Origin of the sequence: Fibrobacter sp. UWH9 (assembly GCF_900129715.1) — a bacterium.
Lineage (GTDB): Bacteria > Fibrobacterota > Fibrobacteria > Fibrobacterales > Fibrobacteraceae > Fibrobacter.
This window is the reverse complement of the sequence record NZ_FQWP01000026.1, coordinates 28,926-41,139: the sequence shown is the minus strand read 5'-3', so window position 1 is coordinate 41,139 and position 12,214 is coordinate 28,926. Positions and strand designations below refer to the sequence as shown.

Genomic DNA, 12,214 nt, shown 5'->3' with positions numbered 1-12,214 from the left:
TCATGTTTTCTTTTGTTCATGTATTTTTTCGGTTGTTGCGCACACCTTTGCGGGAAGGCAAAATCGCCACCAATCCTATACACGCTTTTTTGCGGGGAATGGATCCCGATTTTTTGAAAAATGATTGTAAAATTTTTTAGCACGAACAAAGGAGATCCCCCGAACAGGTCGTGGACACCGGAGGGGTGCGGTTTACAGTGCTTTGTCAATTGAAGTTGCTCTGTCGAGCGCGGTTTACAGGGCTTTGTCAATTGTCGGCTGCTTATTATGCATTTTACAGGAGACTTTTGCCAGAATTCACGGAGAGAAAAGATCCACTTTTTTGATGGAAGTTTTATTTACAGATAAAAAAAATCCCGCAGGTTTTGCTGCGGGATTTTTTAATGCTGTATTTGTTCTGCTTCGACTAGAGTGTTACAAGAACGTTCTCGTATCGATAGAACGAAAGTTAATCCAGGGATTCACCTTCATCATTAGGCGACTGGGAACCATAACCGCAATTATCAGAACAACAGAGCGGAGTCGCAACACCGTCCATCTTCAAAACGGTCATTTGAGGAGCGACGTATTCTTTCTTTTCGATATTTTCGTTAATATTCATTTTTCACTCCTTACTTGACGACGGCTTGCTTGCTGTAGAAGGAACCACGATTGGAAGGTTTCTTGTTGAGGCGGCGGCCAGAGAGATCGTACCAACGGTTAGCCTTTTCTGCAACAGGAGCCACAAACGGCTTGACAATGGAAGTGGTTTCTTCTTCCGGGTCAATCACTTCGCCACCAACAGAAGGATCAACGGTCTTTATAGAATTGAGGCGAACCACCATGGAGTCAGAAAGAACTACAGGAGAAGCCTTGCAAAGAGCGTTTCCGCATTCTCCAAGATTACCTGTATACTTCAAGTAAGCGCGCATAGGCATGATGTTTGCCTTTTCTACACGAACAAAGTTGCCAGGAACAAAGCCATCGGACTCAGCACCTGCAAAACCATAGATGCGGCCAATTTCGTCTTCGTTACTAGCTTCAAGATTCTTAGAGGCATCGGCACGGCGCCAGACCTTCTTTTCAAGAGCAGTGATGAAAGACCAATCACCAACAGTAGTGTTTTGGGAGGCGGGAGTCTTCTTCAGGGTTACGGCACCAGAAACAGCGAAAGAACCATCATTACCGGTAGGCTTTACAAGGTAAGGTACATAAGCTTCAACGGAGGTAACACCATCTCCAACAACGGTATCACGAGAATTCTCATCAGTCTGATCTCTCGGTGTGACGCCCGTAATAGTGTAGAATTCAGCACCAGCAATTACAGACGTACTTGCGCTGAAAGGCAGAGCGATTGTAGAAGACTTGGTGTTAGTGAACTTGCGGTTGAAGACAACCTTGTCGACCTTGATATCCTGAGGGATAGAGAAGGTAGTTGCATCATCAGTGAAGGTTGCAGTTACCTTGCTGTTTTCGTAAGCGATGGTAACGCCAGACAGATCTACATAGTTCTGATAGACTGCTTGCATCTTACCTGCATAAGCTTCATCATAAAGGACTTTTACCTTTTCAGCCTGGTAAGTTTCGTTGTTCAAATTTGCGTTATAAGCAGTTGCAGGGGCTGCATTATAAGTGGCGTCCTTTACAACGTTATTGCACTTACTTGAGGTGCTACAAACTACATCGGTAGCACTGATTGAACCATCGGAACTACCAACAAGGGGGTTTGTCGTAGCAGAACCAGTATTGTAGCAGTTAACTAAAGTCACAGAAGCGACAGAAGACACATAGCCAATCAAACCACCTTGATCAGCGACAGCCGCAGACAGTCCTGTTTTTGAAATTGTTGCGGAATTATAACTGTTTACAACAATCAGCTTTGTGTTGGAAGACACATTTCCAACAAGACCTCCAACATTTTTATCACCTTTAACGGAACCAGCAACGCTACAGTTATCCAATACGACAGCCTTTGTGTTATCACCGGAACTTTCAATACTTCCGATAATACCACCGACATACTTTTCACCATTTACATCGGCATTCGTCAACTTCACATTCTTGATGACTGCGCCACCCTTGACCTTGTCAAAAAGTCCCTTGTAATCATAATTACCAAGTACACCCCCAACAGTGCTTTTCGAGAGGGTCAAATGATCAATTGTCGCTCCATTCAACACTTCAAAGTAACCCTCAAAGTTTGTAATCGGAGTCCAATCTTCATATTTTGTTGTTCCCCACGAAGTAGAGCTTGAAACAGTAATATTCTGGGTCACCTGACCACAGGCGGCGGTTTCACCATTATTCACCTTGGTAGCGAATTCCTTCAGTTCATCATAGGTACCGATCTGGTAGCAACCATTCACGGTATTCAAAGCAGCATTAGCGCCTACAGCGCAGATGCCGGCAAAAGTCATAGCATAGATTATCTTTTTCATACAAACCTTGATCTTTCTCAGTGACGAAAGATAAATTTTCATTGCATTATTGTCACTAATTTTCTTACAAAATCAGGCGTTCCTTTTCCGCTTCCCCCCCTATTTTTTGTTCCTTGTCACACACGAACCCCCAAAATGTTCAGAAGGCGAATTCATTCAAGTACTTTATAAAATCCGCTTATAAACAAAAACACCCCGTAGGGGATTCCTACGAGGCGTTTTCGAAGTTTAGGATCCTGAAACAAGTTCAGGATGACTTTGGGTCAGTTCAGGAATGACGTCCTGTAACTGATTAGATCAGGGCGATGCCGGGGATCACGCCGACCACCAGGAGGGCGATAGCGGCAACGGTCACTGCAAACTTCAGCAGGTAGCTGAAGGGTGCGCTCTTGGCGCATACGCACTTGCATTCGCATTCAGGCTTGAGGGGCATGAAGAGGACGAAGGCGATACGCAGGTAGAACACGGCAGCCACCAGGGAGAGGCCGAAGGCCACGGCAGCGAGCCAGCCCATACCAGCGGCGAATGCGTCGGTGAACAGGGTGAACTTGGCCAGGAAACCAGCAACCGGCGGAAGGCCAGCCAGGCTTGCCAAGCAGACAGTCACGCCCAGAGCAACGAAGGGACGCTTGCGGCCGCGGCCCTGGATCGCTTCCAGAGTTTCGTTGCGGTCGTCACGGCCAGACAGGTAGGCAATACCGGTGAGGGCGCCAGCAGATGCAACGGCGTAGGTCACCAGGAAGTAGAACATGGGGCCCATCTGAACGGTACCGTTTGCAGCGTAGTTGGGCAGCAGCAGGCCGATTACGATAAAGCCGGCGTTCATCACGGCGGAGTAAGCCAAGATGCGACGGATGGACTTCTGGGCGAGACCGCCGAAGGCACCGAACACCATGGAAAGCAGAGCCACGATAACAACCACATAATAGAGGCCCTTGGACTGGGAACCGATGGTCACCTGTTCAGCAAGGTTCCAGGCGGCTGCGGAGCCAGCCTTGGTCACCAGGATGCCGAGCCATACAGAAGCCAGGGCGGCGAGAGCGCCAACCTTAACAACTGCAGCCATGAAGCCGGTCACTGCAACGGAAGCACCGGTGTAGACGTCAGCCACCCAGAAGTGGACAGGAGCGGCACCAGCCTTGAACAGGAGGCCAATCACGGTCATGAACACGCCAATGCCGTAGATGCTTTCGCGACCCGGGAGAATGGCGGAATTGAAGCTGGTAGTACCGGTAGCACCGTAAACCATAGCCACACCGTAGAGGAAGATGGCGCTGAAGATGGAACCGGAAACGAAGTACTTGAAGGCACCTTCGTTAGCGTTTGCATCCTTGCGGCGAATACCCACCAGGGCGTAGATCGGGAAGCTAGCCAGTTCCATGCCCAGGAACAGGGCCACATAGTCGATGGCCTGAGTCATGAGCAGGGCGCCAGTAGTAGCAAGCATCAGGAGGGCATAAGCTTCGCCACCCTTGAACTTTTCGTGGCCCAGGGTCCACTGGAGGCCAGCGATACCCAGGAAGGCGCAGAGCACAATGGCAACGCCCAGGAGGCGGCGGGCCGGATCCATGGCATAGAGGCCGTAGAAGGTATCGGTAGTGACCAGGGCGTAGGCACCGGCTGCGAACAGGGCGAATGCGGAAGCGACCCAGGGAAGGATCTTATGCTTGTTCTCGTCCTTGATGAAGGGTTCTGCAGCCAAGGAAATCAGGGCGCCAACGGCAACCAGGATAACCGGCAAGAGAATGATCATGTTACTCATTAGTTGTTACCTCCTTCAACAGCGGCTTCAGAAGCGGCGGCGGTGTCGACATCCATTTCGCGGAGCTGCTTGATGAGAGATGCGCGTTCTTCTTCGCTGAAACCGTTGGCGGCCAGGTTAGAATCCAGCTGACGGAAGTCTTCTTCGGTCATGGGCTGGGCAACGCTTGCGATATTTTCGTCTTCGGCGGAGGCGGCAGCTTCAGCGGCGGGAACTGCTTCGTTTTCGGCAGTTTCTTCGATCTGCTGGGCGTTGCCGGAGAGCTTAGCCATCTGTTCCACAGCCTGTTCGTCGAAGAGGTGCAGAGCGTTGGTGATGAATGCGGGATGCATACCGAACACCAGGAGCAGGGCGGCCATGATACCGATGGAAGAACCTTCCAGGGCGGTCATCTGGGTGCCGGTCACTTCGCACTTCTGTTCACCGAAGATAACCTTCTGGACGAAGCGGAGCATGTAAGCGGCAGAGAGGATGATGGTGAGACCAGCAACCAGTGCGGGGAGCGGGCCCATATCCCAGAGGGACAGGAGCACGGTGAATTCGCCGACGAAGCCTGCAGTACCAGGAACAGCCAGGGCCATCACAGCCACAAAGCCGAACAGGGTGCCGAACACCGGAGTCTTGCGGGCAAGACCGCCAAGCTTATCCAGTTCGCGAGTTCCAGTCATACGTTCGCCAATGCCCATCAGAAGGAACTGTGCGCCTGCGGAGAGGCCGTGTGCCACCAGGAGCACCAGCACTGCGGGGAGCATAACTTCGGAAAGGCTAAAGACACCGGCAACAGCCAGGCCGAGGTGACCCATGGAGCTGAAGGCCAGAAGTTTCTTGGCATCCTTGGCGCGGAGAGCCATGAGAGCGCCGTAAACGGCAGTCACGAGGCCCAGCCACATCATGGTGCTGACAGCAGTCATAGAAAGCGGGAAAATCGGGAGGATCCAGGCAATGAAACCAAAGACGCCAGCCTTACTCATTGCACCGGTAAGGATTGCAGAGAGCGGAGCGGGAGCTTCGGAGTAGGAAATTGCCTGCCAGCCGTGGAACGGGAAGATCGGAGTCTTCACCATGAAGGCCAGGAGGAAGCAAACGAGGATAGAGGTCTGGACGGCGGGATCCATGTTCTGGATAGCCAGGGCCAGAGAAAGGAGCAGGGAATTGTCAGCCTTGGTCAGCACGTACCACAGAGCCACCATCATGGGAGCGGAGCCCACCAGGGTGTAGATGGCGAAGGTCATAGCAGCCTTGACGCGATCCTTGCCACCGAAACCGGCGATAAGGATTGCGGCGGGGATCACCATTGCTTCGAAGAAGAAGAAGAACAGCACTGCGTCGGCGGCCAGGAAGGTGCCGTTCATGGCGCCCATCAAGGCGAAGATGCCGATTGCGAAGTTGCGGTAGTTCTTGCAGGTAGTGTTACGAGCAGTGATGAGAGCCACCAGGGAAAGACCAGTGGAAAGGAGCGTCATCCAGGCGCCCAGACCATGGCTGTACAGGTAGTAGTAAACCGGGCCCTTTGCGCCAGGAATGCGGAACCATTCCACAGCTTCGGTAGCCTGGTTGCCACCGGCGATCAGAGCGACGGACATGCCCACAAAGGCAAGGCCGAAGAGGAAAGCCAGGCGGGAAGAAGACTTGGGATCTTCCTTGGAGGTTGCCACCATGAGGATTGCGGCAACGAACGGAGCCAAGACGAGGAGATGCAGAAGCATTAGATCATACCTCCGGTCAGAAGAACAACGAGCACAAGGGCTACAACACCGGCAACGCTAAGAGCGAGCTGCAGGCGAACCTTGCGAACCTGGAAGGAGGCAACGCCATCACCCAGGATTTCAACAATGCCGGCTACCAGCCACTGGACAAACAGAACCAGCTTATCCACGCAGTTTTCGATAATCCAGGCAACAACATTGGTAAGGCAGATGAACCAACCGTGAATGATATCGAAGAGGAAGGTCCAGGTAGCCATCTTGCCGGTAGGAGCAGAAGAGCCCTTGGCTTCAGGAATGCGAGCCTTGCCGAACTTGGCCCAGGCAATCACGAGACCGAGAACAGCAGCGGCAGTGCCGAGACCGGCGAACACCATGGGGTTCACGTGGGCTTCGGAGTGAGCCACGGAGAGCTGTGCAGCACCAACAACAGGAGCAAGCATATCACGGAAGAAGGTAAGGCCGATGGAATCTGCCCACATATAGCCGGAGAACACTGCGCCAACGGCGAGAATCACCATGGGGATCAGCATGCAAGCCGGAGCTTCGTGAATGTGATGTTCGCTTTCCTTGGAACCGCGATAGGAACCGAAGAAGGTCAGGATGATCAGACGGCCCATGTAGACTGCGGTAATAACAGCAGTGAGGAGGCCAACTGCATAGTAGTAGGGGCCCATGGGACCGCTCATATAGAGACGTTCCAGGATCAGGTCCTTAGACCAGAAACCGGCGAAGCCCGGGATACCGATAATGGCCAGGAATGCAAAGATCATGACGCATGCGGTAACGGGAACCTTCTTGACCAGGCCACCCATCTTGCGCATATCCTGTTCGCCAGCCAGGGCGTGAATCACGGCACCGGCACCGAGGAACAGGGCTGCCTTGAAGAAGGCGTGGGTAAAGACGTGGAAGATGGAAGCATCGAATGCAGCCACACCTGCAGCCATGAACATGTAGCCCAGCTGAGAGATAGTGGAGTATGCCAGCACCTTCTTGATGTCGTTCTGGAAGAGGCCAGCCACAGCGGCCCAGAATGCAGTGAGCATACCGACAACGGTAATGATATCAAGCACGGTGGGGAGCATGGCAAACATAGAACCGAGACGGGCAAGCAGATACACGCCAGAGGTCACCATGGTTGCAGCATGGATGAGGGCGGAAACCGGGGTCGGACCAGCCATTGCATCGGGCAACCAAGTGAGAAGAGGAATCTGGGCGGACTTACCGGTGCAGCCTACGAAGAAGCAGATACCGGCGAGAGACAGGAACGGAATGACGATTTCAACGTGGCCACCGGAAACGACCATCTGGATGAATGCAGCCAGCTGATCGTAGTTGAGGATGGCGGAGCCGCCGATAGTGCAGAGCACCAGCATACCCAGGAGGAAGCCGATGTCACCCACGCGGTTCACGATGAAGGCCTTGTTTGCAGCCTTGCAGTTGTTCACGTCGTGGTTCCAGAAACCGATCAGCAGGTAAGAGCAGAGACCCACACCTTCCCAACCCAGGAAGGTCAGGAGCAGGCTGTCGGAAAGGACCAGCACGATCATGCTGAACAGGAACAGGTTGATGTAGGCGAAGAAGCGGGCAAAGCCACGGTCGCCGTGCATGTAACCGATGGAGTACAGCGCAATCAGGGAGCCGATGCCAGTGACGAACAGCAGCATGATGCGGGACAGACCGTCAAACAGGAATCCGATGTCCACCTTGAGCATGGGGACGTCGATCCAGTTGCAGAGGGTCTGACGGATGCCGGTTTCGGGCATGCCGAAAGCCAGCAGGACAACGCTAGCGAAAGCGAGAGCCGGGAACAACACGGCCAGCGCGCCAACGAAACCTTCGGAAGGGCCCTTCTTGCTGCCGGAAGAAATCACGGCGATGGTACCCAAAAGGATGGTACCGATGAGCGGGAAGAGCGGAATAAACCAAAGCGGTAAATTAGTCATTGATTATTACCCCTTCAAGTTAGAGAAGTCGTTGGAATCAACGCTCTCGCGGTTACGGAAGATCATGATGACCATGGCAAGGCCCACGCAAGCTTCGGCAGCTGCAACAGCAATTGCGAACAGCGGCACGATCTGGCCTGCAACGCTCATTTCGGCAGGCAGGGTCTTGGCAAAGCCCACGAAAGACAGGTTCACGGCGTTCAGGGCGAGTTCAACACCCATGAGCACGAAGAAGATGTTTCTGCGGGAAATGGCCACGATAAGGCCGATGGCGAAAATCACCAGGGCCAAAATCTGAACATACATAGCTTGGAGTTCCATTACTTTTCCTCCTCGATTTCAGAGCCAAGGCGCTTCTTGGCCATGAGCACAGCGGCACCCATGGAAGAAAGGAGCAACAGACCGAGGACTTCGAACAGGACGAAGTAGCCGGGGCCTTCCTGAGCTACGTTAAACAGTGTTTCGGAGGTGAGCTTTACAGAGCCGCGGAGGGTGGTAGCATCGAAGACGATGGGAGCACGAACCAGGGCAAAGCCCACGAGACCGGCGAGAACGATCACGGCCGGAATCACGAACAGGGAAACCTTGTCGAACATGGGAGTCTTGCTGTCCTTACCGGCGTTCAGCACCATGATCACGAAGGTGAGCAACATGATGATTGCGCCTGCGTAAACCATGATCTGGACAACGCCCATGAAGGGGCTACCCAGCAGGCCGTAGATACCGGCCAGGGAGAGCATGGTAAGAACCAGGGAAAGAGCTCCGTAGAGCGGATGCTTGGAAAGGAGCACGCAAACGGCAGAGCCAATTGCGATAATTCCAAGGACAATGAAGTAAATCAGGGCGAGCATTACTTAACCTCCATTCCCCAGACCTTGCGGGCCTCGGCGTTCTTGGTACCGCCCGGAGCCATCTGGCTCTGTGCGTCTTCGGGGTAATCCTTCGGATCCCATTCGATGAGATCGGCCAGGTGTGCCACGAAATCTTCGCGGTTGCGATGTTCAAAAACGATCTGCTTGGTATCCATGCGGAGAGCATCTACCGGGCAGGCTTCGGCGCAAAGGCCGCAGAACACGCAAACCAGGTGGTCGATGTCAAAACGCATGACGCGCTTTTCGATACGGGGATCGTCAGACTGGGTTGCTTCGATAAAGATACAGTGAGCAGGGCAAGCTGCAGCGCACATGCCGCAAGCAACGCAACGGGGAGTGCCATCGGGGCGGAGCATCAAGCGATGCTTGGCGCGATAGGTGTTGCGAACTTCGGGCTGGCCTTCCGGGTAGGAAATAGTGGGAAGTTCTTCGTAGCGGAACAAACCACGGGCAGCATGCTTAAGGGTGGTCCACAGACCGCGCATAGCCTCGAAAATGTAGAGGCGTTCGATGACGGTCATGGGTTTCTGTTTAATAACGCGAGCCATTAGTTACCTCCAACGAGCTTTGCGACAACTGCGGTCACGACGAGGTTCAGGATAGCGATGTTAAGGATAATCTTCCAACCGAGGTTCATCACATGGTCATAGCGGAAGCGGGGCAGAGTCCAACGGACCCAGATCCAGACCCAGCAGAAGAACACGCTCTTGACGACGAGAACCAGCAGGTGGATAACAGCAGTACCGAGAGCAGTACCGATGGTGTTGACGCCAGCGGCGGTATGTGCGATTTCCGGAGTGTAGAACATCCAGGAAGCGACACCGGCAGCGATGAACACGACGGTAGCAATACCGGCAACCAGCTTGTACAGCTTGTATTCCTGCAGGATCACCATCTTATTGCTCTGGGAAGAAGCGCGGAGCTTCTTGGAGTAGCGGTGCATCATGTGGAGGAATGCGAGGCCGAGGAATGCAAGCACCCAGCAGAGGATGGCCAGGGAGCCGCCCATGTGAGCCTGCATGGTTTCGGTAGTAACGAACGGTACAGAGTAGCCACCCAGGAAGAGGGTTGCCACCAGGAAGGAAGCGATGCAGATATGAGCGTATTCGCCCATGTAGAACATACCGAACTGCATTGCACCGTATTCAGTGTGGTAACCAGCAACCAATTCCGGTTCACCTTCGGCAACGTCGAAGGGAGCACGGCCAGTTTCGGCGATAGTTGCAATGAGGAAGCAGAAGAAAGCCACCGGCTGGGCAACGATACCCCAGACGTGGTGTTCCTGCCAGCTAACGATGTCGGTGAGGCTGAAGGAGCCTGCGAGCACCAGGAGGCCCATCATGGAAAGGCCCTGGCAGACTTCGTAGCTAATGGTCATTGCAGAAGTTCGGAGGGAGCCCAGGTAGCTGTACTTGGACTTGGAAGCCCAACCTGCCAGGACAGCACCGAATGCAGACAGAGAAGAGAAACCGAACAGGAGCAAGATGCCCACTTCGGTATCAAGGATGGAACCGCTGATCGTCACGACCTTGCCACCCCATTCGAAAACCAGAGGTCCGAACCAGGGAATGACGCAGGGAGACAGGAACACGATGGCAAACGGGATTGCCGGAGCCACGTAGTACAGGAACTTGCTTGCGCCCTTGGGAGCGAACATTTCCTTGAAGAACAGCTTGGTACCGTCGCACATGTTCTGCACGTAACCCAGCAAGCGGATCTTGCCGAAGTACGGGATCTTGATGTAGGAACGGTTGGGGCCCTGACGGTCCTGCATAAAGCCGGCGCCACGGCGTTCCATAGGAATCAACAGGAGGATGTAAAGGACCGGCACGAAGCAGAAGGCGAACTTCGCAATCGTGATCAGCCATTCAACCCAGGATTTGGATTCAATAATATCCATTATGCGTTACCTCCTTCAAGATGAAGGCCAGTGCTCTTGATGCTGTCGTAAGCGAGGCCGGCGAGAGCCGGGGCGTATTCGGCAGCCTTCTTGAAAGCGTCGTATGCACAGGTGAAGGTGTTGCCAGCCAGTTCAGAGAGAACTTTGTAAGCGGGTCTCAGTTCTGCATCGGGGCAAGTGGGAGCTGCGTTCAACTTCTGGAGAATGTTGAGAGAGTTCACCATGGTGCCCTGGACTTCGCTCCAGTGCCTGATACCGTAAGCAAGGGTAGCCTTGTTTGCAGTTTCGTCATTGAAAGCGGAAAGAACGATGCGGGTCGGAATCTTTTCGATTACGTCCATGGACTTGTTGCCATCGCCAACAATGTTGTTGTTCACGCAGACCAGCACGGAGTAGTTGGAAACGTTCTGAGCCAGATCCCACAGATTGTCGTCGGCAAGGCCAAGGAGCTTGAAGCCGGCGCGATTTGCCATGGGGTCACCGCTCTTGGCGATGCCATCGGGTTCGGACTTGATCTTGAGAGAACCGCCGAAGATATCGGCACGGTCACCCAGGGATTCCTTCAGCATGCGGAGAGCAGCCAAGTCTTCGATGGTGCATTCGCCACCGGCAACGAGAGCGATCTTGCCAGTTGCAGAAGCGAGAGCTTCCTTGATGACCTTGACGCCACCGATTGCGGGGAGACGGTTCTTGTTAAAGTTCTGGAATGCCATACGGCTGGTGTTAGAGAGCCAGCTGCGGTTCACTTCCGGATTGCAACGGGGCATGACGCGGTAGATCTTACCGTCGGCATGGTCGATCCAGATGTTTGCGCCCAGGGAGTCATCCATAGAGATGGTCGGGGTGTGGCTCAGGAGCCATACGCGCTTCTGGAAACGGAAGTACTTGGCAGTCATTGCACCGGTGGGGCACACGTCAGTGACGCAGAGGTCATATTCGTGGTCCAGCTTTTCGCCGGGGAACGTGGTGATGTAAGTGTGGTCGGCACGGCCTGCAAGCTGCAGCTGTTCATCCTTGGCCACAGAACGCATGAAGCGGACGCAACGGTCGCACTGTACGCAGCGTTCTTCGTCGAGAAGGATTCGGGGACCGATATCCACGTGCTTACCGCCACGGACCTGGCCCTTGGCGTCAACGAACTGGTGAGCCGGATTGCCGTGGTAGTTCTTACCATATTCCGGACGGAGACGGCCTTCGTTCTGACCGCATTCCATGTAGTTTTCCTGCAGGGTGCATTCGCCAGCCTTATCGCAGATAGGGCAATCCAGCGGATGGTTCACCAGCATGAATTCCTGAGTTGCCTTGCGGGCGTTCTTGACGCGAGCAGAGGAAGCAGGAGTATAAATCTTCATACCCGGAGCGACAGGAGTATAGCAGGAGATGACCAGCATACGACCACGGGGGCCTTCCTGTTCAACCAGGCACTGACGGCAGTTACCGGAAACCGGCAGATACGGATGGTAACAGACGTGCGGAGTTTCAATCCCGACAGCCTTCAGGGCTTCGAGGAGGTTAGTATCGCCAGGAACCATCACGGCCTTGTCATCCACGAAGATTTCAACCTTCGGGCTGTTTTCGGTCGGGAGTTTCGGCATGTTATAGTAGTTACTCATA

Annotated in this window: 10 protein-coding genes; all 10 read right to left on the bottom strand. The window is 53.7% G+C overall.

Annotated features, from left to right (window positions below; all coding sequences use genetic code 11):
• Positions 1–448: 448 nt before the first annotated feature.
• A complete protein-coding gene (locus BUB94_RS16940) occupies positions 449–601 on the bottom strand; it encodes a hypothetical protein (RefSeq protein ID WP_175549743.1) in 153 nt (50 codons plus the stop codon).
• A gap of 10 nt (positions 602–611) precedes the next feature.
• Positions 612–2,417 (bottom strand): hypothetical protein, encoded by a 1,806-nt coding sequence (locus BUB94_RS14595; RefSeq protein WP_073238393.1) that lies wholly within the window; start codon positions 2,415–2,417, stop codon positions 612–614.
• A gap of 292 nt (positions 2,418–2,709) precedes the next feature.
• Positions 2,710–4,179, bottom strand: coding sequence for an NADH-quinone oxidoreductase subunit N (locus BUB94_RS14590; protein WP_073238391.1), 1,470 nt, complete (start codon positions 4,177–4,179; stop codon positions 2,710–2,712).
• Positions 4,179–5,885, bottom strand: coding sequence for a complex I subunit 4 family protein (locus BUB94_RS14585; protein ID WP_073238389.1), 1,707 nt, complete (start codon positions 5,883–5,885; stop codon positions 4,179–4,181). Before BUB94_RS14585 ends, BUB94_RS14590 begins: the two co-directional genes overlap by 1 nt.
• Positions 5,885–7,828: an NADH-quinone oxidoreductase subunit L gene (gene nuoL / locus BUB94_RS14580; protein ID WP_073238386.1), complete on the bottom strand. Its 1,944-nt coding sequence runs from the start codon at positions 7,826–7,828 to the stop codon at positions 5,885–5,887. Before nuoL ends, BUB94_RS14585 begins: the two co-directional genes overlap by 1 nt.
• 6 nt (positions 7,829–7,834) lie before the next feature.
• Positions 7,835–8,149 (bottom strand): NADH-quinone oxidoreductase subunit NuoK, encoded by a 315-nt coding sequence (nuoK, locus tag BUB94_RS14575; protein ID WP_073159656.1) that lies wholly within the window; start codon positions 8,147–8,149, stop codon positions 7,835–7,837.
• The gene (locus BUB94_RS14570) at positions 8,149–8,679 is read right to left on the bottom strand and encodes an NADH-quinone oxidoreductase subunit J family protein (RefSeq protein WP_073159654.1); all 531 of its coding nucleotides are present in this window, start codon (positions 8,677–8,679) and stop codon (positions 8,149–8,151) included. The genes nuoK and BUB94_RS14570 overlap by 1 nt, the downstream gene beginning before the upstream one ends.
• On the bottom strand, positions 8,679–9,248 hold the full coding sequence (locus tag BUB94_RS14565) for a NuoI/complex I 23 kDa subunit family protein (RefSeq protein WP_249269454.1): 570 nt from the start codon (positions 9,246–9,248) through the stop codon (positions 8,679–8,681). Before BUB94_RS14565 ends, BUB94_RS14570 begins: the two co-directional genes overlap by 1 nt.
• The gene (locus BUB94_RS14560) at positions 9,248–10,600 is read right to left on the bottom strand and encodes a complex I subunit 1/NuoH family protein (RefSeq protein ID WP_073159652.1); all 1,353 of its coding nucleotides are present in this window, start codon (positions 10,598–10,600) and stop codon (positions 9,248–9,250) included. The genes BUB94_RS14565 and BUB94_RS14560 overlap by 1 nt, the downstream gene beginning before the upstream one ends.
• Positions 10,600–12,213: an NADH-quinone oxidoreductase subunit G gene (locus tag BUB94_RS14555; protein WP_073238396.1), complete on the bottom strand. Its 1,614-nt coding sequence runs from the start codon at positions 12,211–12,213 to the stop codon at positions 10,600–10,602. Before BUB94_RS14555 ends, BUB94_RS14560 begins: the two co-directional genes overlap by 1 nt.
• Between the last annotated feature and the right edge of the window lies 1 nt (position 12,214).

What these genes read in the sequence shown, in the direction of transcription:
- BUB94_RS16940 (WP_175549743.1), bottom strand. Translation starts at nt 601, where the DNA reads ATGAATATTAACGAAAATATCGAAAAGAAAGAATACGTCGCTCCTCAA.
- BUB94_RS14595 (WP_073238393.1), bottom strand. Translation starts at nt 2,417, where the DNA reads ATGAAAAAGATAATCTATGCTATGACTTTTGCCGGCATCTGCGCTGTA.
- BUB94_RS14590 (WP_073238391.1), bottom strand. Translation starts at nt 4,179, where the DNA reads ATGAGTAACATGATCATTCTCTTGCCGGTTATCCTGGTTGCCGTTGGC.
- BUB94_RS14585 (WP_073238389.1), bottom strand. Translation starts at nt 5,885, where the DNA reads ATGCTTCTGCATCTCCTCGTCTTGGCTCCGTTCGTTGCCGCAATCCTC.
- nuoL (WP_073238386.1), bottom strand. Translation starts at nt 7,828, where the DNA reads ATGACTAATTTACCGCTTTGGTTTATTCCGCTCTTCCCGCTCATCGGT.
- nuoK (WP_073159656.1), bottom strand. Translation starts at nt 8,149, where the DNA reads ATGGAACTCCAAGCTATGTATGTTCAGATTTTGGCCCTGGTGATTTTC.
- BUB94_RS14570 (WP_073159654.1), bottom strand. Translation starts at nt 8,679, where the DNA reads ATGCTCGCCCTGATTTACTTCATTGTCCTTGGAATTATCGCAATTGGC.
- BUB94_RS14565 (WP_249269454.1), bottom strand. Translation starts at nt 9,248, where the DNA reads ATGGCTCGCGTTATTAAACAGAAACCCATGACCGTCATCGAACGCCTC.
- BUB94_RS14560 (WP_073159652.1), bottom strand. Translation starts at nt 10,600, where the DNA reads ATGGATATTATTGAATCCAAATCCTGGGTTGAATGGCTGATCACGATT.
- BUB94_RS14555 (WP_073238396.1), bottom strand. Translation starts at nt 12,213, where the DNA reads ATGAGTAACTACTATAACATGCCGAAACTCCCGACCGAAAACAGCCCG.